This is a genomic window from Rhodococcus sp. OS5 (genome assembly GCF_056837585.1).
In genome coordinates this window covers 209,439-234,111 of record NZ_CM166368.1, presented here as the reverse complement: position 1 = coordinate 234,111, position 24,673 = coordinate 209,439, and the positions used below count along the sequence as shown (strand labels likewise).

General features: G+C 63.1%; 19 protein-coding genes. 9 read left to right on the top strand and 10 right to left on the bottom strand.

The window, feature by feature from the left end; translation table 11 throughout:
- Positions 1-22: 22 nt before the first annotated feature.
- Positions 23-1,585 carry a SpoIID/LytB domain-containing protein gene (locus tag ACVZUB_RS01120; RefSeq protein WP_054827106.1) on the bottom strand — a complete coding sequence of 521 codons (1,563 nt, stop codon included), beginning with the start codon at positions 1,583-1,585 and terminating at the stop codon, positions 23-25.
- Positions 1,586-1,916: 331 nt separating this feature from the next.
- Here ACVZUB_RS01120 and ACVZUB_RS01115 point away from each other — a divergent pair, with 331 nt between their 5' ends.
- A complete protein-coding gene (locus ACVZUB_RS01115; RefSeq protein WP_064073596.1) occupies positions 1,917-3,890 on the top strand; it encodes an N-acetylmuramoyl-L-alanine amidase in 1,974 nt (657 codons plus the stop codon).
- 37 nt (positions 3,891-3,927) lie between these two features.
- Here ACVZUB_RS01115 and ACVZUB_RS01110 read toward each other — a convergent pair whose 3' ends face one another.
- The gene (locus tag ACVZUB_RS01110; protein WP_037131235.1) at positions 3,928-4,749 is read right to left on the bottom strand and encodes a Cof-type HAD-IIB family hydrolase; all 822 of its coding nucleotides are present in this window, start codon (positions 4,747-4,749) and stop codon (positions 3,928-3,930) included.
- Between the two features lie 172 nt (positions 4,750-4,921).
- Between ACVZUB_RS01110 and ACVZUB_RS01105 the strand changes: the two genes are divergently transcribed.
- Positions 4,922-5,629, top strand: a complete 708-nt coding sequence (locus ACVZUB_RS01105) for an Ltp family lipoprotein (protein WP_081305320.1) — start codon at positions 4,922-4,924, stop codon at positions 5,627-5,629.
- Between the two features lie 25 nt (positions 5,630-5,654).
- On the opposite strand, the gene ACVZUB_RS01100 is transcribed toward ACVZUB_RS01105, so the two are convergent.
- Positions 5,655-6,389, bottom strand: coding sequence for a lysophospholipid acyltransferase family protein (locus ACVZUB_RS01100; protein WP_054188660.1), 735 nt, complete (start codon positions 6,387-6,389; stop codon positions 5,655-5,657).
- Between the two features lie 3 nt (positions 6,390-6,392).
- The gene (locus tag ACVZUB_RS01095) at positions 6,393-7,148 is read right to left on the bottom strand and encodes a lysophospholipid acyltransferase family protein (protein WP_042921233.1); all 756 of its coding nucleotides are present in this window, start codon (positions 7,146-7,148) and stop codon (positions 6,393-6,395) included.
- 93 nt (positions 7,149-7,241) lie between these two features.
- Here ACVZUB_RS01095 and ACVZUB_RS01090 point away from each other — a divergent pair, with 93 nt between their 5' ends.
- Positions 7,242-8,081 carry a hypothetical protein gene (locus ACVZUB_RS01090; RefSeq protein WP_042921235.1) on the top strand — a complete coding sequence of 280 codons (840 nt, stop codon included), beginning with the start codon at positions 7,242-7,244 and terminating at the stop codon, positions 8,079-8,081.
- Between the two features lie 10 nt (positions 8,082-8,091).
- On the opposite strand, the gene ACVZUB_RS01085 is transcribed toward ACVZUB_RS01090, so the two are convergent.
- From ACVZUB_RS01085 to ACVZUB_RS01070, 4 genes are all read right to left on the bottom strand, one after another.
- Entirely contained in the window at positions 8,092-11,283 is a 3,192-nt protein-coding gene (locus ACVZUB_RS01085; RefSeq protein WP_482628081.1) for a beta strand repeat-containing protein, read from the bottom strand.
- Between the two features lie 252 nt (positions 11,284-11,535).
- Positions 11,536-14,751 carry a beta strand repeat-containing protein gene (locus ACVZUB_RS01080; RefSeq protein ID WP_217018232.1) on the bottom strand — a complete coding sequence of 1,072 codons (3,216 nt, stop codon included), beginning with the start codon at positions 14,749-14,751 and terminating at the stop codon, positions 11,536-11,538.
- A 363-nt stretch (positions 14,752-15,114) separates the two neighbouring features.
- On the bottom strand, positions 15,115-16,368 hold the full coding sequence (gene serS / locus ACVZUB_RS01075; RefSeq protein ID WP_007736032.1) for a serine--tRNA ligase: 1,254 nt from the start codon (positions 16,366-16,368) through the stop codon (positions 15,115-15,117).
- A gap of 65 nt (positions 16,369-16,433) precedes the next feature.
- Positions 16,434-16,829 (bottom strand): ankyrin repeat domain-containing protein, encoded by a 396-nt coding sequence (locus tag ACVZUB_RS01070; protein ID WP_217018231.1) that lies wholly within the window; start codon positions 16,827-16,829, stop codon positions 16,434-16,436.
- A gap of 70 nt (positions 16,830-16,899) precedes the next feature.
- Here ACVZUB_RS01070 and ACVZUB_RS01065 point away from each other — a divergent pair, with 70 nt between their 5' ends.
- The 6 genes from ACVZUB_RS01065 (at position 16,900) to ACVZUB_RS01040 (ending at position 23,069) form a co-directional block, all read left to right on the top strand.
- A complete protein-coding gene (locus tag ACVZUB_RS01065) occupies positions 16,900-18,006 on the top strand; it encodes a septum formation family protein (RefSeq protein ID WP_003945397.1) in 1,107 nt (368 codons plus the stop codon).
- Positions 18,007-18,009: 3 nt separating this feature from the next.
- Positions 18,010-18,360: a metallopeptidase family protein gene (locus ACVZUB_RS01060; RefSeq protein WP_007736028.1), complete on the top strand. Its 351-nt coding sequence runs from the start codon at positions 18,010-18,012 to the stop codon at positions 18,358-18,360.
- A 134-nt stretch (positions 18,361-18,494) separates the two neighbouring features.
- Entirely contained in the window at positions 18,495-18,794 is a 300-nt protein-coding gene (locus ACVZUB_RS01055) for a PE family protein (RefSeq protein WP_333836661.1), read from the top strand.
- A gap of 60 nt (positions 18,795-18,854) precedes the next feature.
- A complete protein-coding gene (locus ACVZUB_RS01050) occupies positions 18,855-20,108 on the top strand; it encodes a PPE domain-containing protein (RefSeq protein WP_482628080.1) in 1,254 nt (417 codons plus the stop codon).
- The gene (locus tag ACVZUB_RS01045; RefSeq protein ID WP_275231996.1) at positions 20,108-20,926 is read left to right on the top strand and encodes an ESX secretion-associated protein EspG; all 819 of its coding nucleotides are present in this window, start codon (positions 20,108-20,110) and stop codon (positions 20,924-20,926) included. Before ACVZUB_RS01050 ends, ACVZUB_RS01045 begins: the two co-directional genes overlap by 1 nt.
- 40 nt (positions 20,927-20,966) lie before the next feature.
- Entirely contained in the window at positions 20,967-23,069 is a 2,103-nt protein-coding gene (locus ACVZUB_RS01040) for an acyltransferase family protein (protein ID WP_482628079.1), read from the top strand.
- Between the two features lie 9 nt (positions 23,070-23,078).
- Here the strand turns inward: ACVZUB_RS01040 and ACVZUB_RS01035 are convergent, their stop codons facing one another.
- Together ACVZUB_RS01035 and pheA are read right to left on the bottom strand one after the other, a co-directional pair.
- Positions 23,079-23,747 carry a histidine phosphatase family protein gene (locus ACVZUB_RS01035; RefSeq protein WP_083057958.1) on the bottom strand — a complete coding sequence of 223 codons (669 nt, stop codon included), beginning with the start codon at positions 23,745-23,747 and terminating at the stop codon, positions 23,079-23,081.
- Positions 23,744-24,658, bottom strand: coding sequence for a prephenate dehydratase (gene pheA / locus ACVZUB_RS01030; RefSeq protein WP_482628078.1), 915 nt, complete (start codon positions 24,656-24,658; stop codon positions 23,744-23,746). The genes ACVZUB_RS01035 and pheA overlap by 4 nt, the downstream gene beginning before the upstream one ends.
- Positions 24,659-24,673 lie beyond the last annotated feature (15 nt).

The following is a 24,673-nucleotide window of genomic DNA, read 5'->3' as shown; positions in this document are numbered from 1 at the left end:
GTCGCTACCGACCGACCTTCCCCTAGCTTCCGCCCGTCGGTATCCACTCGCGGAGCACGTTGGCATCAACTACCTGCGCGCCCAAAACCTTTGTCCAGATGATGGTTCCGTTTTCGTAGACACGGAAAGTGCCTGCTTCGGAGGGCAACTGCATCTCCGGGCCGGCAGGAGCACCGAGAGAGCCGCTTTCACCGCCGAGCTCCCGATACTTCTTCTCGATCTGCGTCTCCGTAACCGTACCCGATGGATCGTCGGATGGCGAATTGGATTCCGGCACTGTCGATTCCGAATCCGGTGCCACTACCACACCCGCACCGTCACCGATGGTGAACCAGTCGGATTTCAGGCCGAGTTTCTGGCGGAACTGAATTCCGGTGGCGCCAACAGTTGCATTTGTTCCGACTACCTCGACTGCCGTCACTCGCCCGCCGTCGGTACCGAATCCGTTGCGCGAGAGAATCTTGAGCGATTGCAGCTCACCCACATCGAAGGCGTCCGCAATCTGCCCTGCGGTCAGATTCACTGTCCAGTCATGATTCGGAGAAAGGGCGTCACCGAGATCCTCGACGGCCGGGAATTCACCGCCGGAGCTGTAACCTCCTGTGGACGAGGAGAATTCGGTGGCAACGATCTTGCCGTCACGCGACAGAACGGCGCCGGCGGTGGACCGGACGGCTTCGGTGGTGCGGGGATCTTCCTTGCCCGCTCCGCCGTAGACCTGGCAGTCCTGAGTGTCGCAGGTGTCGGCGTACGAGCTGCGATGCTCGGTCGCAGCGTACGAGCGTGCTGCCACGGCTTGCGCCCGTAGCGCTTCGGCCCCACCGGAATCGGCCCATTCGGCCTTCGCTTCGACCGGCACCACGCCGAGCAGGTAGTCCTCCATGTCGAGGAGATTGACTGTCCGAGCCGAGCCGTTGTCGAGCACTACGCCGAGGGCGCCTCGATAGGGCGCGTCGTTGTTGCACAGCTTCAGGAACTGGTCGGCGGGTCGATCAGGACCGAGGTCCACCGGGTCCACCCACGGATGGTCGGTGACCGCTTCCCAGACAACCCCGCCACCGCACCCGCTGGTGACCACTACCTGCGCACCGCCACCGGGCAGTGCAGTGAGATGGGCAGCCTCGCCGGGCGCGGTGCGCTGACCGTTGACCACGAGGCCGGCGTCGGAGTAGACGTCGAGCGTCGAGTTGTCCTGGGCCGTGAGCCGCACACTCATCTGGGCGGGCGGCATCGAGTCCAGGACGGTTCCGCCGTAGTAGTGACTGAGGATTCGCTCGCCGGACCAGCCGTCGTTCTTGGCGTAGCCGTAAGCGCCCCACTGGCCCATTCCACGGCCATGTCCGTTGCCGTGACCGGAGAGCGTGAATTGCGTGTCGGCAGCGACGGCGTGCAGGATCGACGGCTCGTCAGCGCGGATTTGCGTGAAACCTCCGATCGCGACGCCGAGCGCAAGAGCCGGAACGAGACCGAGGACCGAGATCCGCATCAGCGAGGTTCGCCTCCCGGGCCCGCCCACCAGAAAGCGACCTGCGCGACCGGACACAGGCTTCTTACCTGCAGTTCCGCTTCTTCCGCTTCTCGCCATCAATGCTCTCCTCATCGCTACCGGCCTCACGAGTCCGCGAAGTCGGTACTTCGCGCGCAGGCCAGTCCACAACGATTTAACTAAAGTCTCACCCTAAGGTTGAGCGTTATGGACTTTTGTGACTAGTGTGGCAAGAGTGTTTGGAGTTAGCAACACCAGTCACACGAGTCACATCAGCATCACGAGTTGCAGACGTACGCGTCCGAAAACTGGAGTTCAACCCCAGAACATGGCATCCGACCTGCTCGGATCCGGTTTTGAAGGATTCCGTTCACGGCCGTCATCGGCCCTGAAGTTCGCTCGCAAGTAACTACAACCGAGGAGTAATCCCTTGCCACACCGTCGACCGAAGCCCTCGCTCGTACTCGGGGCTGTAGCCGCAGTGGCTGTCGCAAGTCCTTTTGCGGTCTACGGCTTCACGAGCACTACGTCCGATGTACGTTCCGCGAACGAGACGACGTCAGTAGCAGTGCCGACCCAGATCGCAGAGGTGCTCCTCGCGTCGGTGCCCGACATCATCATTCCGGTCAAGGAGCTGACCGGTCTCGATCTCCCCGACATCAACCTCGGTGATCTGAGAAACCTCAAGCTCCCGACCGAAATCCCGCTACCTCCCGGGATCACGCTGCCGACCGAGCTGTTCCCGGCACCCGCTGCTCCCGGCGCCCCGACCGAAACCGCTCCGGTTCCTTCCGAGGAAGAGCCAGGTGCCGTGGTCAAGGAAGTCACCCGCGACACTCCGTTCAGCATGGTCGCGTTGACCTCGGACACCATCGCCTCGGCGCAGTCCAAGGTCCGCGCCCTGGCCGAAGACGGCACCTGGGGCCCGTGGTTCACCCCTGACGCCATCGACTCCGCCAGCTCGGATCAGGCCACCAACGCCGGTACCGCCACCGAACCGGTCTTCGTCGGCGCCACCAAGTCCATCCAGATCCTCACGCCGCAGGGTGCCGCTGCTCCCGCAGCCGAGGTTGTGCCGGCCCCGGCTCCGGAAGCTGCCCCCGCGCCCGCTCCGGAAGCTGCCCCCGCTGAAGCACCCGCAGCCACCGGCGAACTCGGGTACACACCCGCTTCGGTGTCCAAGCCGCTTCGCCAGGTGACGACGGCAGCAGATGCCGTCACCGCCGTGTTGATCGACCCGGGTGCCAGCGAGGCAGACAGCAATCTGCAGGCCGTCGCAGCGCCGCTCGGCGGCAGCGGACCGTCCGTCATCACCCGTGCTCAGTGGGGAGCAGACGAGTCACTTCGCTGCGACTCCCCCACCTACGACGACTTCATCGGTGGCGCGACCGTTCACCACACCGCAGGTAGCAACAACTACACGAAGGCCGAATCGGCCGGCATCGTCCGCTCGATCTATGCCTACCACGCACAGACGCTCGGCTGGTGCGACGTCGGATACAACGTCCTCGTCGACAAGTACGGTCAGACCTTCGAAGGCCGCGCAGGCGGACTCGACAAGGCAGTTCAGGGTGCACACGCGGGTGGATTCAACGAGAACACCACCGGTATCGCGATGATGGGCGACTACTCCACCGTCGAGCCTTCGCAGGCGACGCTCAACGCCGTCGGCAAGTTCCTCGGTTGGAAGCTCGGCATGGCCGGACTCGATCCCAAGGGCCGAACGACGATGTACTCCGAGGGCACCGAGTTCACGCCGTACCCGCAGGGCGCAGCAGTCGATCTGCCGATCATCTTCGCCCACCGCGACGTCGGAAACACCGCGTGCCCGGGTGATGCCGCATACGCACACATGAACGACATCCGGAACATCGCGGCCGCGAACATCGGGGGAACGTTGAACCCCTCGAACCCTTCCAATCCGTCGACGCCTGCGCCCAAGCCGACCACTCCGGTCGACACGGTCACCGGTGGCACCGGTTCGTCGATCCCGGATCTGGTCACCCAGATTCTGCAGATCACCGACAATTCACCGCTCGCGCAGAAGTGGATCGCCGAAGGTGGCGAGATCGGACGCCTCGGCCAGGCACTGTCCGGAATTCTGCAGGCGAAGCTCGGCAACCAGGGTGCGCTGTTCCAGAACGGCGCTGTCTACACCTCGCCGAACGGCGGAGTGTTCACCGTGCTCGGCGAGATCTTCAAGTCGTGGCAGAGTTTCGGTTCCGACGCGGGTGAACTGGGATTGCCGATCTCGGACGAGTACTCGATCCCGGACGGCCTGCGCAGTGACTTCGAGAACGGTTCGCTGATCTTCAACCAGATCACCGGCATGGTCACGAAGGTCCTCAAGACCTACAACGAGACCTTTGCCCAGGAAATGGCCAACAGCGCGCCTGTCGGCTGACACTCGAGCAGTACACGTCCTCGGGCGCTGGTGGGTTCTACGACCACCAGCGCTCGAGGACTTTTGCGACCCCGTGTGCCGAATTGGTGTCGGTGACCTCGTCGGCTGCGGCTTTGGCTTCGGGGTGAGCGTTGCCCATGGCAACGCCGAGGCGTGCCATCCCCAGCATCGGGATGTCGTTGGGCATGTCTCCGAAGGCCACCAGACCCGACAGGTCGAAGCCGAACCTCTCCGCGGCAGCAACCAGGCCCGACGCCTTCGTGATGCCCGGCGCCGAGAGTTCGATCAGTCCGTTCTCGGTGGAGTACGTCATGTCGGCGAGCGCACCGACGTGCGGAGCGAGCGTGTCGTACATCGCCGTGCTGGTCATGCCTGGACGGCGAATCAGGAGTTTGACGGCCGGCGCCGCAAGCACTTCGTCCTCGGACATCTCGGTGTTGTCCGGGTTGAGCCAGGCATGTTCGTAGTCCGGTGAGCTGACGAATTGTGGGGTGGCGGCGTCATGTGCGCTCTCCCCCACTCGTTCCGCGGCCAAACCTGCGCCCGGGAGTGCAACCAGTGCCAGCTCGGAGAGTTCGGTGAGTGCGTCGACCGACAAGGTCGCGGCGCTGAGGACGCGGTCGGCGTAGCTGTCGTAGACAACGGCACCGTTTGCGCAGACGGCGAGTGGCGCGTATCCCAAGCCCTCGACGACGGGCGAAATCCATCGCGGAGGACGCCCGGTTGCCAGCAGGAACGGCGTGCCGGATTCGACGACGGCATGCACGGCGGCGCGGGTGCGGGCACTGACCAACTCGTCGTGATCGATGAGGGTGCCGTCGACATCGGTCGCAACCAAGGTTGGGCGGTCAGGGCTGATACGACGGTCTGGGCTCACACCGCCATTGTGCCTGCCCGGTACGACGGTCTCGCTCAGCGCGCCCGCTTCGGACATCGCGAAACCGCGAGAGATTCGCGCAAAACGCATTTCAGTCCGACCGGTCTGGTATCTATTGCGGGAGAACAAGACTTTCACAAAGGGAGAAACACCCATGTCCGTGCCGCCCGATCTGCCCCCGCCGCCCTATGGAAACTCCCAGCCTTACGGGAATTCCCAGCCCTATGGCAACTCACAGCCCCAATTCCAGGTGCCTTCGCCGCAACCGCAACCTGAGAAGAAGTCGAAGAAGTGGCCGTGGATTGCCGGTGGAGTCGTCGTGTTGCTTGTCGTCGCAGGCCTCCTCGGTGGACGAGATAAGGACGACTCGAAGTCCACCGCTGCACCGACCACCACCGCTGCACCGACTACCACTGCTTCTACGACGCCTGCAGCTGTCGCACCGATCGTCAGTGCGCCGCCCGCTGCTCCTGCCCCGTCGTCCAGCAAGGTGGCGGCGCCCACGACGACCACATACCAGGCGCCCGCACCTGTGGTCACTACGACAGTTGCGCCTGCCCCGGCCAGGCCGCAGGTCAGCTCCGGTCAGCGGAACGCCGTCCGATCCGCCCAGCAGTACATCGACATGACTGCCTTCTCCCGCAGCGGACTGATCGAACAGCTCGAGTACGAAGGTTTCTCCACGGAGGATGCGACGTACGCGGTAGACAATTTGAACGCCGATTGGAACAAGCAGGCTGCGCTGAGTGCCGAGCAGTACCTCGAGATGACGTCGTTCTCCAGGTCAGGACTGATCGAACAGCTCGAGTACGAGGGCTTCACGAGTGCGCAGGCCGAGTACGGAGCCAACGCCGTGTACTGACCGCATCAGCGCAAGCGCCGTCTATTCAGCGCGCCCGCTTCGCGCGTTCCTGTGCGTCCATGGCCGCAGCTTCCTCCGGCGTCGGTGCGCCACCGCCGAGTCGACGAGGCACCCAGTACGCCCCGGGCTCGTGCACGAACCCGTCCTGCACGTGGCGCAGGATTGCATCCATCTCGATGCGCAGAATCTCGCTCAACGCTTCGGCGGGCTCGACCGGATCGATCGGTGCACCCACCTCCACCGAGATCGGGAAATGATTGCGGCCCAGATTTTTCGGTCCGCCCTTGGTGACGATCCGCTGGGCGCCCCAGACGATCAGCGGAATTATCGGCACGCCGGCGTCGATGGCCATCCGAGCTGCTCCGGATTTCATTTCCTTGATCTCGAAGCTCCGGCTGATCGTCGCTTCCGGGTAGACGCCCACCAATTCGCCACGCTTGAGGGCGTCGACTCCGGCTCGATACGCCTGCGCTCCGGCGGAGCGGTCCACTTCGATGACGCCGCATCCACGCATGAGGAAGCCGAGGACCTTGTTGTCCGCCAGCTCAGCCTTGGCCATCACTCTGAGCTTGCGTTTCGCGGTGCCGACCGCCAGGGCCGCCGGTATGAAATCGAGGTAACTCGTGTGGTTGATCGCGATGACGGCACCGCCGGACACCGGGACGTGTTCCGTCCCGGTGCGGGTGACTTTCACGCCCTGGAAACCGCTCAGACCACGCGCGACTACCTCGACGGCGGTGTAAACGGGTTCGAAGGGCATGGGTCAGCCTTCGGACTTCCGCGCCTCGCGAGCCTTGGCTTTCGCCTCGGCCTCATCGGCATCCATCTTGTCGGCCTGCTCGAGCGTCGGCGCGCTGCCACCGAGGCGGGCCGGCACCCAGTACTCGCCGGCGGGATGGTCGTAGCTCTTCTGCAGATCGAGCAGCAACTCCTGCATCGTCGACCGCAGCTTCGCCGTCAGCTCACTCGCCGGCTCGAAAGGTGCAATCGGCTCGCCGACGGCAATGGAGATGGGAGTGTTGGTGCGGCCCAAACGCTTCGGATAACCCTTCGTCCACACGCGCTGAGCGCCCCAGATGACGACGGGAACGATCGGGACGCCCGCCTCGATCGCCATGCGGGCGGCGCCGGACTTGAATTCCTTGATCTCGAAGCTCCGACTGATCGTGGCTTCGGGGTACACGCCCACCAATTCGCCGCGCTTCAGGAAATCTACGGCCGCCTTGTAGGAGTCGGCGCCCGCGCCGCGGTCGACCGGGATGTGCTTGAGGGCCCGCATGATCGGTCCGGAGATCTTGTTGTCGAAGACCTCTTTCTTGGCCATGAACCGGATGTAGCGCTTCGGGGTCCGTGCCGGCAGTCCCGCATACGTGAAGTCCATGTACCCGGTGTGGTTGATCGCGATCACGGCGCCACCGGACGCCGGGATGTTCTGCTCTCCCTTGACGGAGAACTTCAGGCCCTCGAAAGCGAAGACGGTACGGGCGATGCCGATGACTGTTCTGTAAACGGGATCCACAGTTCGCTAGCGTAGACGGGAATCCGTGATCTGACCCGCAGCAGTTCTGGGGTGGATGTTGGTCAGAATGTCGCAAAAGGGGCGTACGAACGAATGAAGTCGGCAGGACGAGCGGCAGTGGGGGCAGTCGCACTCGCCATGACGTTGGCGATAACCGCATGTGAGGACGACGGACGGACGGGAATCCTGACGGACGAACCGTCTCCGCCGACGACTGAAACCACGACGACAACCACTCTCGCACCCACGACGACAATTGCGCCCGCTGCGCCGGTCGCGCCACCTCCGGTTGGTGACGTGCCCGGCAATCCGGCTGCTGCGCCGGCCTTGGCAGCTTGGGCAACGGACCTGGTGTCCTTGGACGTGGACGCGCTCACGAACGCATGCTGGACGATGCCGCCCACAACGATCGCCGACCGATACTCGGATGTTCCCGCCATCTTGACGGCCATCGCCGCACCAGGCGTCGACGGCCAGTACGCGGTCACCTGGAGCGGCGGCGGACTCTCCGTCGCCGCCAAGCGCTCGGAGATCGCTTCCGGCTATGCGTGCCCGTTCGTCTTCCCTGCGGGGCAATCAAACTTCTACACCGCGGCCGACGCTTCCCACGCCGTCGTCAGGTTTCTCTCACGCGCCACGGGACGGCCGGTCAATACCCGCGACGTCGAGACGTTCTATCCACTGATCTGCCCCGGCAACAGCCCGTGGGATCCGGACGGCACCGGCGCCACCGGCCAGCCGCCTCTCAAGCTCGATCCGAATCAGCTGGCCGGTATCAAGTCTTTCGACGCCGACGCTGCAACAGTCACTCCGGTTCGCGGCGACTACGTCCGTGTCACCCTGCCCGTCAGCGACGGAACCGGTAACTCGCGCTCGATGCAGTTCACCCTGTCGATCGGCCCCGAGGGATATTGCCTCGGGGCCGCGACCTGAACTGCTTCGGTCAGGAACCGAAGGGAAGGAAATCGCTCGAGCCAGCGCTGCCTGAACCGAGGCTGCCCGTGCCACCACCGGTTGCAGCCTTGACCTGAATTGCGTGGGCCGCCGAGGTGGAGCCTGTGAATCCGGCTGCGCCACTGTAGATTGCCGAAATCGAATGCGTGCCAGTTGTGGTGAAGGTGTGGTTCAGCGCCGCGATCCCGTTGACCACTGCCACAGCGTCACCGATCGGAGTATCCCCATCCATGAACTGCACCGTTCCACCGTTCTGCACCGAACTGACAGTCGCCGACAGGGTCACCGACTTGTTCACCACGGCATCACCAGGCACCGTCACCACAGTCTCCGTGGTGACATCCGAAGGCGCAGGGTCCGTTACATTCACCGTCCGCGCCTGGGCCGAGGATCCGACTACACCGGCTCCTCCCGAATAGACCGCAGTGATGCTGTGCGCACCCGCAGAGGTAAACGAATGCGTCAGGCCGGCAGCGCCGGCCGTAACCGCTTCAGGACCGCCGATCGCGACCCCACCGTCGTAGAACTGCACGGTTCCGACGCCGACAGCATCATCCGACGACGTTCGGACGGTTGCCCACAAGTCGGTCGCCACACCAGTTTTGGCGTCGGTCGGAATATTCAGTTCGACGACGGATTCCTGGTCGGCAACACTGACCTGAACTGACTTCGCACTCGCAACCGAGTTCTTGAATCCGGCACCAGCGGTGAAATCCGCGGTAATGCTCTGCGCGCCAGCGGCATCGAAGGAATGTGAGAGGGTCGCGGTACCACCGGACACCGTGACCGGGGAACCGATCGCCGCACCGTTCGACTTGAACTGCACCGAACCCACAGCGTTGCTCGGAGCAACCGTCGCCGTCAGATCAACCGCCGTACCCGTAACCGCCGTAGCCGGAACCGACAGCGACGTCGTCGTCACCACATCCACCGGAGCCGGATCAGAAACGGTCACCGTCTGAGCCGGCGCCGACGAACTCACAAAGCCAGCACCGGCGGTGAAATCGGCCGTAACACTTTGTGCACCAGCAGCATCGAACGCATGCGACAGCGTCGCAACACCCGCGGAGACTGTGACCGGTGAACCGATTGAAGTGCCGTTCGACTTGAACTGCACCGTGCCGACAGCGCTGTTCGGAGCGACGGTAGCGGTCAGATCTACGGCCGTACCCGTAACCGCCGTCGCGGGAATCGACAGCGACGTCGTCGTCACCACATCCACCGGAGCCGGATCAGAGACCGTCACCGTCTGAGCCGACGCCGACGAACTCACGAACCCTGCACCGGCAGTGAAGTCAGCCGTAACACTCTGAGCACCAGCAGTATCGAACGTATGGCTCAATGTCGCAACACCCGACGCAACTGCAACCGGGGAACCGATTGCAGTGCCGTTCGACTTGAACTGCACCGTACCGACAGCATTGTTCGGAGCAACAGTCGCCGTCAGATCAACAGCCGTACCCGTAACCGCCGTCGCGGGAACCGAGAGCGACGTCGTCGTCACCACATCCACCGGAGCCGGATCAGACACCGTCACCGTCTGAGCAGGCGCCGACGAACTCACGAACCCTGCACCGGCAGTGAAGTCAGCCGTAACACTTTGTGCACCAGCAGTATCGAATGCATGCGACAGCATCGCGACACCTGACGCAACTGCAACCGGTGAACCGATCGCCGTGCCGTTCGACTTGAACTGCACCGAACCCACCGCATTGTTCGGAGCCACGGTAGCGGTCAAATCAACAGCCGTACCCGTGACCGTCGTAGCCGGAACTTGAAGCGTTGTAGTCGTACTCAGCGCTGAGCTCGAGATCTCGATGGTCTGAGCTTGCGCGGTCGAACCACCAAAACCTGCAGTACCTGAGTAGACCGCAGTGATCGAGTGTGATCCCGTCGTGGTGAACGTGTGATCCAGGGTCGCCGCTCCGCCAGTCACCGCGATGGGTCCGCCGATGTCGATGCCACCGTCCTTGAACTGGACCGTTCCACCGTTAGCTGCCGGTGAGATGTTTGCGGTCAGCGCGACCGAGGTCTGCTCGACGGCACTACTCGGCACTGTCAACGACGCAGTCGTCTGTACATCGGCAGCGGCCACGCTCACTGTGCGTGCTGGTGACGTGGATGTCAGAAACTCGAGAACACCGTCGTATACAGCGGTGATGGAGTGATCGCCTGCCGCGGTGAATGTATGTGGCAGTGTGGCAACGCCATTGACGACGGCCACCGGGGCGCCGATGTCAGTTCCGCCATCCTTGAACTGAACGGTGCCGCCTGTCGGCGCCGGGGAGACCTGCGCAATCAAATCCGTCGATTGACCGATCGTTGCCGACGCGCCGGACGTCACTGCGGTCGTGGTCGCCACCTGCGAGACGATGTTGACGGTGGCCAATGCCTGACCACCCGCATTCAATCCCGCGCTGCGTGAGTCATGCGGAGAGCAGTTGTACCTCTCCCAGTATGCGACGGTGAAGACGTCCTTCTCGCGCTGCAAGAAGGTGAAGGCATTTTTCGGAGAATCAAAGGATCCCGAATTGCCATCCGTCACCCTTAACTTCGGCTGCACAGTGCTACCCGCACCACCCGCAATCACCGTCACATCGATCGCCGGCAACCGGAAAGTCTTTCCAGCCTCCGCGCCGATTCCGCCATCATCGTTCTTACTTGCACTCGGACCGTTTCCACCACCGCCATTGGAGTCAGCAGTCTGATTGTTCCCCGAAATACGCAAGTGAGTGCCCGCAGCATCCGGCGAACCACCGTCGTTGATTCGAATTACCGAGGGCGCCGCACCCGACAAATTCGACGACGTACCCGCCACTACCTGAGCATCGACCAACGACACCCCCGTAGGAATGTCGAAGTCGTACTTCATCCGTGTCCACCTGATCGCCGAACGCCCCGCATGACCACTCGTGGGAACAGTCATCGCACCTGGCTGGACTCGGTAGGTGAACGTCGACCCCGCCGCGACCTTCTCCGGAGCCGAGATGGTCACGCCCGTGGAGTGGAATTCGTCGGAGATGCTGCCCAAGCCAGGGTGCTCGTAACCATCGCAACCCAGTTTGAACCCGATCGAGTTCTCCACCGCGGGAGATGACGTCGGAGCTGCCGAAGCAACGCCACCTGCCACCAGCACGCCACCGACCAACGCCGCCACCACGACCGCGGAACTTCTTCTCACCAACACGAACTCTCCTCAGCTAGCAACAGACGTGGATCGGGAACCGCACGGAAGGAGGTCACTCGAACAGAGCGGAAATCGGAATGGAGCTGGACGCTCGTACAGTACCCGTCAAAAGTAGTACTTGTATCAGTTATTTCAGACAAATATTCACGAATTGCCAATAGTTCAGCTAACGACCGATCAGCGATTCCCGAAGAGCAATGCCCCCTTGCACCTATGGGCGCAAGGGGGCATCACATCATCGGAGAATCATGAACCGAACGGCAGCGACAGCGAACCGAGCGAACCGGAGCCACCACCCCCGTTACCGACGTTCACAACCGATGCAGTCGACGTGGAACCCGTGACGCCCTGGGCTCCGCTGTAGACCGCGGTGATCGAATGGTTGCCGGTCGTGGTGAAGGTGTGGCTCAGCACGGCCTGCCCACCGACAACATCAACGGCAGTTCCGATCGGAGTCGTTCCGTCGAAGAACTGGACGGTTCCCGACGTCGCGCCGGAAGAACTGACCACAGCCTTCAGCTGCACCGCCGTGCCGACCTTTGCCGAGGACGGAGCCGTCAACGACGTAGAGCTTTCGACATCCGACGGGGTCGGAACCGTGACATTGACGTCGACAGACTCCGCAGTGGACGACGTGAACACACCGGATCCACTGAATACAGCCGAGACTGCAAAGGTGCCTTCTGCTCCGAAGACGTGCGGGAGCTTGGCAACTCCGTCAACAACCGCGACCGGGGCGCCCAGATCGACTCCACCGATCTTGAACTGGACCGTTCCGCCGGACGGCACCAGGGCGTCCGAGGGATCTTCGGACACTGTCGCGAAGAGATCAACAGGCAGTCCGACCTTGGCTTCACCCTGAACACTCAGCACCGTCTTTGTCGCCTTGTCGACCGGAGCCGGATCCGACACCGTCACCGTCTGAGCAGGCGCCGACGAACTCACAAACCCAGCACCAGCGGTGAAGTCAGCGGTAACACTTTGTGCACCAGCAACATCGAACGAATGCGAGAGCGTCGCAACACCCGACGTGACTGTCACCGGTGAACCAATGGCCGTGCCGTTCGACTTGAACTGCACCGTACCGACAGCATTGTTCGGAGCAACCGTCGCGGTCAGATCAACCGCAGTACCCGTGATCGCCGTCGCCGGAACCGACAACGACGTCGTCGTCTCCACATCCACCGGAGCCGGATCAGAAACGGTCACCGTCTGAGCAGGCGCCGACGAACTCACAAACCCTGCACCAGCGGTGAAGTCAGCCGTAACACTCTGAGCGCCAGCAACATCGAACGAATGCGACAGCGTCGCGGTTCCACCGGAAACCGTGACCGGCGAACCGATCACCGTGCCGTTCGACTTGAACTGCACCGTACCGACAGCGTTGTTCGGAGCAACCGTCGCGGTCAGATCAACCGCAGTACCCGTGATCGCCGTCGCCGGAACCGACAACGACGTCGTCGTTTCCACATCCACCGGAGCCGGATCAGAAACGGTCACCGTCTGAGCAGGCGCCGACGAACTCACAAACCCTGCACCAGCGGTGAAGTCAGCCGTAACACTCTGAGCGCCAGCAACATCGAACGAATGCGACAGCGTCGCGGTTCCACCGGAAACCGTGACCGGCGAACCGATCACCGTGCCGTTCGACTTGAACTGCACCGTACCGACAGCGTTGTTCGGAGCAACCGTCGCGGTCAGATCAACCGCAGTACCCGTGATCGCCGTCGCCGGAACCGACAACGACGTCGTCGTTTCCACATCCACCGGAGCCGGATCAGAAACGGTCACCGTCTGAGCCGATGCCGACGAACTCACAAACCCTGCACCAGCGGTGAACTCAGCCGTAACACTCTGTGCACCAGCAGTATCGAACGCGTGCGACAGCGTCGCGGTTCCACCGGAAACCGTGACCGGCGAACCGATCACCGTGCCGTTCGACTTGAACTGCACCGTACCGACAGCAGTATTCGGAGCCACGGTAGCGGTCAGATCAACCGCAGTACCCGTGATCGCCGTCGCCGGAACCGAGAGTGACGTCGTGGTCTCCACATCCACCGGAGCCGGATCAGAAACGGTCACCGTCTGAGCCGACGCGGACGAACTCACAAACCCTGCACCAGCAGTGAAGTCAGCCGTAACACTCTGCGCACCAGCAACATCGAACGCGTGCGACAGAGTCGCAACACCACCAGTCACCGTCACCGGAGAACCGATCGCAGTGCCGTTCGACTTGAACTGCACCGTACCGACAGCAGTATTCGGAGCAACCGTCGCCGTCAGATCAACCGCCGTACCCGTGACGGCAGTAGCCGGAACCGAGAGTGACGTCGTCGTCTCGACATCCACCGGAGCCGGATCAGAAACGGTCACCGTCTGAGCCGGCGCCGACGAACTCACAAACCCTGCACCAGCAGTGAAGTCAGCCGTAACACTCTGCGCACCAGCAACATCGAACGCGTGCGACAGAGTCGCAACACCACCAGTCACCGTCACCGGAGAACCGATCGCAGTGCCGTTCGACTTGAACTGCACCGTACCGACAGCAGTATTCGGAGCCACCGTCGCCGTCAGATCAACCGCCGTACCCGTGACGGCAGTAGCCGGAACCGAGAGTGACGTCGTGGTCTCGACATCCACCGGAGCCGAAGCAATGCTGATCGTCGCGAGTGGACCTGCACCAGCGTTGAGAGGCGTGGTGTCCTTGTTCTCGCGAGGCGAGCACCGGGTCGGAGCCCACTGTGTACCAAGGAAACTCGCCTTTGCGAGCTGAGTGCTGAAGTTTTCGCTGGCACCGAGGTTGCCGGCCGCACCCGCGGTCCTCACCTTCGGCTGGATCACTCCCGTCGCACCAGCGACCATTGTTACGTCGACTGCGGGAAGTCGGAACCAGGTGTCTCCGTTGCCGTTTGTCGAGCCATCGAGGTTCTTCTTGGACTTCGGTACTCGAATTCCACCCTCCGAGTTCGTGCTCGTCGTCGGACTGTTGCCGATCACCTGGTTGTTTCCTGACAACCGCAGGATCCCGCCGCTGCCGTCGACATTGCCAGAATCGTTGACTCTGAGAACATTCGGTGCGACATTGTCGAGTCCGATGGAGGTACCTGCGACGACGGTAGCGGAAACGTACGTCGCATTGCTCGGGATGGCGTAGTCGATTTTCAGACGTGACAAGTTCGTAGTAGTCGCTCCGGAGTCCTTGTCCGGATATGACGTTCCGCTCGGCTGAATTCGGTAGGTGAAAGTCTCGCCGGGCTGGACAGAAGCCGGGGCGTCGACCGTGATGAGGTTGTCGGTGACCTTGTGGACGTCTCCGATAATCGATCCGGCAACGCACGCTGTTTTGAAACCGGTGGTCGAGATAGCAGCTGACGCGGGCGTGCCGACCAGCAGCATTCCGGCGACCATGGCGGTTCCGGTTATGGGCACGGCGAATCGCCGCAACTGAGAGATTTGGGGCATGGGCACTTCCTTCGGAAGGGCAAACATGAGCAGTGGATTCGGACAAAATGTGTGCGCGCCGTCACAACATAACGAAAAAACTAGTACGTGTACTACTTTTGGCAAGACACTTGTCCAATTCACCCCGGACTCACCCTCGTATCACCAGACGCGGGATGGAAAAGCAGGGTATGGAAACTCGATTGAACGCAAAACTATCGCCAAAGCGGCCCATCGACAACGCTTTTGGTGGTCACCGCGCCAATCGGCGGGAAAAAGTTGATATTTCGTCAGTTCAGAAAAAGTTCCAAACCTACCAGTACGAAAGTACGAAAAGGGCCGCGACGGAGTCCGTCGCGGCCCTGATTGTGTTGGTTCAGCGTGTCAGCGAAGCACATCCGTGCCGACAAACGGCACCAATGCCTCGGGCACTCGCACCGAGCCGTCGGCCTGCTGATGGTTCTCGAGAATCGACACGATCCAGCGCGTCGTAGCCAAGGTGCCGTTGAGAGTGGCGGCCGTCTGCGGCTTGCCGTTCTCGTCGCGGTACCGAACTCCGAGGCGGCGGGCCTGGAACGTCGTGCAGTTGGACGTCGATGTCAGCTCGCGGTAGGTGCCCTGCGTCGGGACCCATGCCTCGCAGTCGAACTTACGCGCAGCCGAAGAACCGAGGTCTCCGCCGGCGACGTCGATCACGCGGTACGGAACGTCGATGGCCGCCAACATGTCTCGCTCCCACCCTAGGAGACGCTGGTGTTCGGCGTCGGCGTCCTCGGGACGGCAGTACGTGAACATCTCGACCTTGTCGAACTGATGGACACGGATGATGCCGCGGGTGTCCTTGCCGTAGCTTCCGGCCTCGCGGCGGAAGCACGAGGACCAACCGGCGTAGCGCTTCGGGCCTTCGTTCAGTTCGAGGATCTCGCCCGAGTGGTAGCCGGCCATGGGTACCTCGGAAGTTCCGACGAGGTACAGGTCGTCATCTTGCAAGTGGTAGATCTCGTCCGAGTGAGCACCGAGGAAGCCGGTACCCGCCATGATTTCCGGACGTACGAGCACCGGCGGAATCATCATCGTGAATCCGTTGGCGATCGCCTTCTGCGCAGCCAACTGCAGCAGTCCGAGCTGGAGCATGGCCCCGTAGCCGGTCATGAAGTAGAAGCGCGAACCCGAAACCTTGGCGCCGCGTTCCATGTCGATCAGGCCGAGCGACTCGCCCAGCTCGAGGTGATCCTTCGGCTCGAAGTCGAACTTCGGAATCTCACCGACGTGTTCGAGAACGATGTAGTCGTCCTCGCCGCCCGCCGGCGCACCTTCTTGTACGACGTTGGAAATCGCGCGGTGTGCGGCGTCGAGCGCGGCCTGCGCCTCGTGCTGCGCGGCCTCGGCTTCCTTGACCTTTGCCGCCAGTTCCTTGGAACCTTCGAGCAGTGCGGGACGCTCCTCCGGAGATGCCTGTCCGACCTTCTTGCCGAAGGCCTTCTGCTCTGCACGGAGGTTGTCTCCGGTCAGAACGGCAGCGCGTCGGGACGCGTCGGCTTCGAGCAGAGCGTCGACCAGTCCTGGATCTTCTCCACGGGTGCGCTGCGACTCGCGGACGATTTCGGGGTTCTCACGGAGAAACTTGAGGTCAATCACGACTTTGAACTTTACCCACTCACTGCAGCTCTCCGACGGTCACGTCCACGTCGGAGAGGGAGAGATCACGATTCGAGCAGACGCAGGTAGTCCTCGCGTCCGAACATCCGAGCCGCGTCGACCGCCGTCGGGTGTCCACCTTTCGGGTCGGCTCCCCCGCTCACCAGCGCTTTCACCACCGCATCCTCGCCCTTGAAGACCGCCCCGGCAAGGGGCGTCTGGTTCTTGTCGTTGGGTCGGTTGACGTCGGCACCGCGCTCGATCAGGGCAACGACGGCGTCAGCGTGACCGTGGTACGCCGCCAACATGACGAGCGTGTCGCCACTCTCGTTGGTCAGATTGACGGGAACTCCGGCATCGACGTACGACGCCAGCCCGGCTGCATCACCGGTTCGTGCCATGTCGAAGAGCCGGCCCGCCAGCTCGACAGCCTCGGGATCGAGTGGGGTGTTTTCGCTCATGACTACAAAATACTCACAGACGCGATTGTGAGTTTTGTAGTGAAGGTTCGATATCGCCACGGCAACAGGCATGATGGAATCGATGTCCGAAGACAAGATCGAGAAGTCGCCAGATCCGGCCGATCCCCAGGGGACGCCGGCGAAGAAAACTGTCTCCGCGAGTCGCACCCGTCGGGTCCTGGCTGCTGTGGCGGTAGGTGCGGTGGTCGCCGCGATCGCAACGATCGCGATTTCCGGTGGATTGAACAAGGACGACTCGTCCTCGGTCAGTGTCAGTGGTGGCGGTCCCGCAGCGACGGGATCGACTCGCGACGACGCCTTCACCGCGGCTGCGGCCGGCGACTGCCTCAACTGGACGCCTGCGACCGAGTCGGGCGGAGACCGCACGGACATGTCGAAGGTTCAGTGCGGAACTGAACACCGCTTCGAGGTAGCCGGACCACTCGACCTCTCGGTGTTCCCGGGCGCCGAGTTCGGCCCCGGTTCCCGGTACCCGGGCGCCCTTCGATTCGCCGAACTACGCGACGAGCACTGCACACCCATCGTCATGTCCTACCTCGATTCGAAATTCGATCCCAAGGGCAAGTTCAGCGTCGGCTTGATGTTCCCGAGCGAATCGGGTTGGGCTTCGGGCGAGCGCGCACTGCGTTGCGGGTTGCAGTTCTCGACCACGACCGGCGAGCTACAACCGTTCGTAGGCCGCGTGGCGGACCAGGACCAGTCGAACGTGTGGGACGTCGGCACGTGCATCGGCATCAACCAGAACCTCCCGACCGATCCGGTCGATTGCGCGAAACCGCATGCATACGAGGTTATTTCGGTGATAGACCTCGGCACTCAATTCCCGGGCGCAATGCCGTCGGTCGAAGATCAGGACCGCTATCTCGAGGGCGTCTGCACTCAGGCGTCCAACGAGTACCTTGGTTCCGCAGACGCGCTTCGCGACAAGACGCTGACACTGTTCTGGGACAACATTTCACTGGAAAGCTGGTTGGCCGGCAGCCGCCGAGTCAATTGTTCGATCGGCAAAGAGGTCGAAACCGGCGGGTTTGCCGCGATCACCGGAAGCGCCAAGGGCGACATCCTGATCAACGGCGCCGCTCCGGTCCCGCCACCCGCTGCACCGGAAGGTCGGTCGTTGCCGACGCCGTTGCCCGGCGCAGCTCCGCCGTCGTAAGCCATGACGGTAACTATGACGCCCGACCGGTTCGAGGAACTGGTCGGCGAGGCGCTCGATCTGATTCCGCCCGAACTTGCCAAGGCAATCGACAATGTCGTGGTGCTTGTCGAAGCACGTGACGAAGAAGAACCGGGGCTGCTCGGTTTGTATCAGGGCGTCGCTCTGACCGAGCGAGATTCTCATTACGGTGGGTACCTGCCGGACACGGTCACTATTTTCCGCGATTCGATACTCGACATCTGCGCATCCGAGGACGAGGTTGTTCACGAGGTTGCCGTGACCGTCATCCACGAGATCGCGCACTACTTCGGCATCGAAGAAGACAGATTGCACGAACTCGGCTGGGGCTGAGGGCAAAGTCGTCCGATTTCGGGGGGAACCAAAAGCGGGCGGTAGGCATCAAAGTATGTGCGGGGGGATATCGACGGCTGTGCGCACGGCCTCCCGACCACTTATCCGCCCTGGTCAGGAAGGAGTTCGGCACTATGCACGTCGACCCTCAAGCCCTAGTTGCCGCCGCAATGGAACTCGAGTCTGCGGCGACGCGATTGCGCGGAATCGTCTCTACTGCGCAGCCGACGCTACGCGTTCTCCCAGCGGGATCCGAAGAAGTGTCCGGTAGCGCGGCAAATTACTTCAACACCATCTCGGGCAGCCTTGCCTCGTCCACCGATCGGGCAATCGAGGAGCTCACCGCGGCTGCGGCAGCTCTGCGCAAGAATGCAGTTGCCTACGAGCTCGAAGACCAGCTCACCAAGTCCAGCCTGGCAGCCGCACCGATCTGATCGACAGAAATCGAGCTCGGTAACTCGGCAACACAGTCACACTTCCTGGGGGGAAGAACAATGGTCGGCATCACCGGCGTCATCTGGTATCCACGGGGCGCAGCACTCAACTCCGCAGCACTGGTCGCCGGAGCCGGGCCGGTCCCTCTCGGCGTGGCGGCCGGGGCCTGGTCCACCGTGTCGTCCGGACTGACCGACACCGCTGCATCAATCTCTCGCGTGATGGCGGACCTTCGCACCGGGTGGTCCGGAGAAGCAGCGGATGCCGCATTGAGCAAGTTCGCGCCGTTTCAGGAATGGGCTGCTGCTGCCGCGTTGCTCGCGGGAGAAACTGCAGGTAAGGCCCAGGTGCAGTCCGGTTCGTACACGGTTGCCACCCTCGCCATGCCGTCCCTGGCCGAGATTGCAGCAGTTCAAGCGGCCAAGGTCGCCGCGTATTCCATCGGCGGGGCGCTGGTAGGCGGAGCCGCTGCAGCCGAGGCTGCCGAAGAAGCTCTCAAAATTCGAGCGGCGGTGACAATGGAAACGTACGACGCCGCAACGGCCCATCTGGCCGTGCAGCAGAACTTCGACTCACCACCGTCCATCGCGGAACCCACAGCTGGGGCATCCGCTTCGGCCGAAAGCCCAGGCAGCGCCGCACGACAGTCCGTCGTGCAAGCGGCATCCACGCTCGCTGACGCAATCGCGGATCCCGTGCGCGCCGCCACCGCTGCTGTCGCATCCGTAGTTTCCAACCCGGTATTTGCCGCCGCTGCCTCACAGGCCGGTGCTATCTCCGGTGGAGTTGCCACCGCAGCCAGCGCCACCACCACCGCAGTCACAGGCGCCACCACTGCCGCATCAGCTCTCGCGACGGCAGGAGCAGGACTCACCGGACTGGGCGGCGCGGGACTCGGCGGCGCAAGACTCGGCGCTTCCACACCATCACTGTTCGGCACCCCGTCGGCAAGCCGGGCACCGGCACAGGTCAGCGCAGCTTCCGCGACTACCGGAGCCGGAGCAATCGCGGGCTCGTCGTCGAGCAGCAGCACCGGTCGGCACGCTCTTCCTGATCCCTCCACCGGCCAGCGCGCCACGCGCCAGAACCCCGTGACCTCGCCGGTTCAGGGCACCGCGGATACCGTCAAGGTGGATCCGGCCCGAACCGCAGGCGGATCTGCGCCGATCGCCGGCGGCCGTCATGCGGCCCAATCTGAAGACGAGACCGAGCACGACACACCCGATTACCTGAAGCACTTCGAGCACTTCGCCGACGGCCGAACAGTCATCCCGTCCGTGATCGGTGGCGCACTCGAAACTGCAGAGTATTGATGGTGGATCTCGGCACCTCACCTGAGGGGTGGAATTTACCTGTCGTCGCCCTGTCACAGGACGAAATCGACTATGTACGTGAGCGACTCGGACTCGATGCGCTTCCCGTGGTTCTCGGTGGCGCGACGGTTCACGGCAGTGCGAGCGCTCACCGTACGGCGATGCAGTCCGCGGCAGATTCACTCTCCGAGCGCGATCTCCTCCCCGGCGGGGAGATCCATCACGACCTCAGTGCCCGCCTGCGCGTCCTGACCCACCCCAAGTGGGAGTTGGCGCTGCGTCGGCATGTCGGTGGAGGGATTTCACGCCTCTGCGTCGCGCAGGGCGAGTTCCTTTGTGTCGAAGCAACTTCAACCGGTTCTTCGTTCGCATTGCGCAGCGTCACCGCCGAACCGACTGCACCCGTTGTCACCGCGCTCGGCAGCGCCGAAGCAATGCCGATTGCCGTGATCAACGCACCGACCGAGATGCTCAGCCTGGCATTCGGCGTCGGCCCGGATGCAGACAGCGTGAGCTCGGCCTTGATCAACGCCGGGATACCCGAAGACGACGCGCGCCAACTGGGTAGCGCAATCGTCACATGCACCGCCTTCGCCGAATTGGTCGGAATACCACACAGTTTGGGAGCGACGACGCTCATGACCGGCGCAGTGACTGTGTACGACACCTTGTCGGGTCGGCTGGTCGGTTCGACCACTCGGGCCGCCGACGGCACCGAATGGACGTCCATCAGTTCCGGAACATCCCATCGCCTCCGACAAGCCGTGAACGCTCTGGTAACTGAACTCGAGGAATCGGCGCCGGAGACTTCCGGGTAACCTCGGGGCGTCCCTTCAACGCCCGGAGCCTTACTTCAGCATGCAGTTCTCGCGTCAACCGTCGTCACCGGGCGAACAAGGCTCGGTCGCCACGATCGACCGGCCGAACGAAGAACGGGCAACAACACCGCACCGACAAGACCTGAACGGACTGCGTGGCCTCGCCATCGGTTTGGTGGTCGTGTTCCACGTGTGGTTCGGACGGGTATCGGGCGGGGTGGACGTCTTCCTGGTTCTGTCCGGATACTTCTTCGTCGGCTCACTGGTTCGACGCGCCGAAGCCGGGGGTTCGCTCAACCCGGTCCCGGCACTGCGGCGGGTGTTTCTGCGGCTGTTCCCCCTGATCGCGGTGGTCAGCATTTTGACCGCACTGGGGACCGCGTTGCTGCTGCCACGCACACGCTGGGCCGATCTGGGCGATCAACTGATCGCGGTGCTCGGGTTCTTCCAGAACTGGCAGCTCGCCAGCACCGCAAGCGACTACCTGGCCGCCGACGGCTCGGTCACTCCCCTGCAGCACCTGTGGTCGATGGCCGTACAAGGTCAGTTCTATCTCCTGGCCATCGCACTGGTCTCCGTGATCGCTTATGTGGCTTCACGCGTGAATCCCAACTATTTCCGCCCGTCACTCGCGGTCACCCTTCTGGTTCTGACCGCAGGATCTTTTCTCTACGCACTCGCCAAATCTTCACGTCACCAAGCCTGGGCGTACTACGACTCCGGTGCCAGGTTGTGGGAATTGGCACTCGGTGGTCTGCTGGCCGTTCTGATGACCAGCACACGCAGTCGGCAGATCGCATCCCTGCCGTTCTCGGTCAGAGCGACGATCGGCTGGGCGGGTCTTTCGTCGATCCTGTTGTGCGGCATAGTGCTCGACGGCGCCCAGCAGTTCCCCGGCCCGTGGGCGCTGGTGCCGGTGCTGGCCACTCTTGCGCTGATCCTGTCCGGAGTCGGCGACGACACGCCTTGGACGTCGAAGGCGCTCGCCCATCCGGCACTGACGTGGCTCGGCTCGTTCGCATTCGCGCTGTACCTGATTCACTGGCCGATTCTGGTGTTTGCACTCGTGATCACCGGACGCCCCGAAGCCGGCCTGCTCGGTGGGGCACTGATCATCGCCCTCTCCGTCGCCGGGGCGCTTGCACTCCGACGCCTGATCGAGGTCCCGGTGGAACGTGGAGGCCGCTCGCGCCGGTACACCGTCCTGGTATGCGTCGTCACCGCTGCCGTGGTCCTCGCCGCTTCGGTCGCCTGGCAGTCGTACGCGAGCAGCCAGACGACGGGCCAGCGGGCGGTCGACACCCTCGACCTCCCGACCCATCCCGGCGCACTCGCGCTCACCGACGGTGCCGAAGTACCCAAGGCGTCGATGGTTCCCTCGATCTTCGATGCGCCACTGGACCTTCCGGCCAGTACGCTCGACGGCTGTATCGCCGATTTTCTCGAGCGGGACGTCGTCCACTGCACCTACGGCGACGCCGATGCAGACAGAACCATCGCGCTCGCGGGTGGTTCGCACTCCGAGCACTGGCTCACTGCGCTCGACGAACTCGGCAAGAGTCACGGGTTCCGCGTCGACACGTATCTGAAGATGGGCTGCCCGCTCACCATCGACTCCATGCAGACGTTGTCGGACAACGACTATCCGGATTGCGTCGACTGGTCGCGTGGAGTACTGACCGAGTTGGCCGACGCCTCACCCGATTTCGTGTTCACGACGGCAACCAGGCCGAGTTCCGACGGCCCTGGCGACGTGACGCCCGAGTCTTACGTACACGTGTGGGAGGAACTGGAGCGCGACGGTATCGACGTACTCGCCATCCGCGATACCCCCTGGCTGCACCACGACGGCGTCGCCTACCGCGCGATCGACTGTCTGGCGACAACCACGTCACCCGATCACTGCGCGATGCCACGGTCCGAAATGCTCAGCGACGTCAATCCGGCGCCGTCGGCAATCGGCGATCTGACCAACGTCCGTCTACTCGACCTCAGCGACGGCGTGTGCGGACCGGAGCTGTGCCGCGTCGTGGAGGGAAATGTGTTGGTGTATCACGATTCCCACCACCTGACAGCCAGCTACGTGAGAACGCTGTCCGCTGAACTAGGGCGCCAACTGAGCGTCCAGACCGGTTGGTGGTGACGCCGGCCGTCAGCCCATCACGTCGTCGGCACCGGGGATGAGTCGATGCTCGAACGGCGGGTTGACGGTTCCCCAGCGCAGGCACTCCCAACCGCCGTCGACCGAAGGCAACAGTTCGACGGTCTCGGTGTTGGCCAAGTGGTTGTTGGCTGCGAACAGACCGGGGACACCGGCAAGCTGGGCTGCGACAAGACGGATCGCTGCACCATGACTGACCACGACGATGTCGCCGACGTCTCGTGAGCCTTCGAGAAATTCTTCGCGCAACGCATTGACGACGGGGACGTACCGCTCCAGGACGTCGTATCCCGTTTCACCACCGGGGATGCGAGCGCCGAGGTTGCCGGTGTGCCAGTGATGGAACGTCTCCATGAACAGTCGGTGCGCGGCCTCGTCGGTACGATCTTCGAGGTCACCGGCCTGCACCTCGTGCAATCCGTCCCGCACGTCCAGAGAGACACCGGCGGCCTGCTCCACGAAACCTGCTGTCTGCCGAGCACGCAAAGCCAAGGACGATACGAGCGCCAGCGGAGGCGCCGAAGCCAGGCCGATGCCCAACGTCTCGGCCTGCGCCAACCCTTCCGGCGTGAGCTTTGCTCCTGGCAGGGCGGTGTCGAGACGTTTGGCGACATTCGCCTCCGTCTGACCGTGCCGAACGAGGATGAGCCTTCCGGTCATCGTTCTCCCCCTCCATGCTTGAGTTCGTCGATCCACCGAATCGCTTCTTCGTCCGAAGGAGGTTGTGGCCCGGTCGAATTCGCTGTCGCCCACGACCCCAGGAAGCGGACTCCGGATTTACGATGCAGCGCACGCATCGCCTCGGCCACCAGCGAGTCCTCGACGTGTCCGACGCAGTCCACGAAGAACCGGTACGTGCCCAATTCCGTTCGCATCGGCCGTGATTCGATCCGAGTCAGATCGATACCGCGAGCGGCGAATTCGGAGAGTGCACGCACCAGGGAGCCGGGAGCGTTGTGGAGGTGAAGCACCAGCGCGGTGCGATCGGCACCGGTCCGCGCCGGAACCGGGGCCGGCTTGGTGACCAACACGAAACGTGTGCGGGCGCCGCCTACATCGGCGACGTTGTCCGCCAGGCTCTCGAGTCCGAGCATCTGACCGGCCAAAGCCGTGGACACACCGGCGTCGACGGTTCCGGCCTGCACATCCAGGGCCGCACCGGCGTTGGACGAGGCCAACACCACCTCGGCCTGGGGCAGGTTCTCGGCGATCCATCCGCGGACCTGCGCGCCCGCATGCGGGTACGCGCCGATCGTTCGGACCTGATCGGCGGTGGTCCCGGCCCGAACCAGGATGGAGAAACTCACGTCCAGATCGGTTTCGGCGACGATCTGCAGCGGCGAACCGAGAGCGAGTGAATCGAGCGTCGGAGCTACGCCGCCTTCCACCGAGTTCTCGAAGGGAACCACGGCTCCGTCCACGGAACCGTCGCGAACCATGTCGAGAGTCGCCGGCGGACTGCCGGCCGGTACTCGCTCGACGGTTTCGCCGAACGCGCCCTCAGCCTCCAACTGGGCGAGAGCTATCTCCGTGAAGGTTCCCGACGGACCGAAATACGCGATTCTTGGCACGCCTAAAAGATTACG

Coding starts and splice junctions, on each gene's coding strand:
- ACVZUB_RS01040 (WP_482628079.1), top strand. CDS start 20,967: ATGCAGTTCTCGCGTCAACCGTCGTCACCGGGCGAACAAGGCTCGGTC.
- ACVZUB_RS01090 (WP_042921235.1), top strand. CDS start 7,242: ATGAAGTCGGCAGGACGAGCGGCAGTGGGGGCAGTCGCACTCGCCATG.
- ACVZUB_RS01060 (WP_007736028.1), top strand. CDS start 18,010: ATGACGGTAACTATGACGCCCGACCGGTTCGAGGAACTGGTCGGCGAG.
- ACVZUB_RS01055 (WP_333836661.1), top strand. CDS start 18,495: ATGCACGTCGACCCTCAAGCCCTAGTTGCCGCCGCAATGGAACTCGAG.
- ACVZUB_RS01105 (WP_081305320.1), top strand. CDS start 4,922: ATGTCCGTGCCGCCCGATCTGCCCCCGCCGCCCTATGGAAACTCCCAG.
- ACVZUB_RS01065 (WP_003945397.1), top strand. CDS start 16,900: ATGATGGAATCGATGTCCGAAGACAAGATCGAGAAGTCGCCAGATCCG.
- ACVZUB_RS01050 (WP_482628080.1), top strand. CDS start 18,855: ATGGTCGGCATCACCGGCGTCATCTGGTATCCACGGGGCGCAGCACTC.
- ACVZUB_RS01080 (WP_217018232.1), bottom strand. CDS start 14,751: ATGCCCCAAATCTCTCAGTTGCGGCGATTCGCCGTGCCCATAACCGGA.
- ACVZUB_RS01045 (WP_275231996.1), top strand. CDS start 20,108: ATGGTGGATCTCGGCACCTCACCTGAGGGGTGGAATTTACCTGTCGTC.
- ACVZUB_RS01100 (WP_054188660.1), bottom strand. CDS start 6,389: ATGCCCTTCGAACCCGTTTACACCGCCGTCGAGGTAGTCGCGCGTGGT.
- ACVZUB_RS01070 (WP_217018231.1), bottom strand. CDS start 16,829: ATGAGCGAAAACACCCCACTCGATCCCGAGGCTGTCGAGCTGGCGGGC.
- ACVZUB_RS01035 (WP_083057958.1), bottom strand. CDS start 23,747: ATGACCGGAAGGCTCATCCTCGTTCGGCACGGTCAGACGGAGGCGAAT.
- ACVZUB_RS01120 (WP_054827106.1), bottom strand. CDS start 1,585: ATGGCGAGAAGCGGAAGAAGCGGAACTGCAGGTAAGAAGCCTGTGTCC.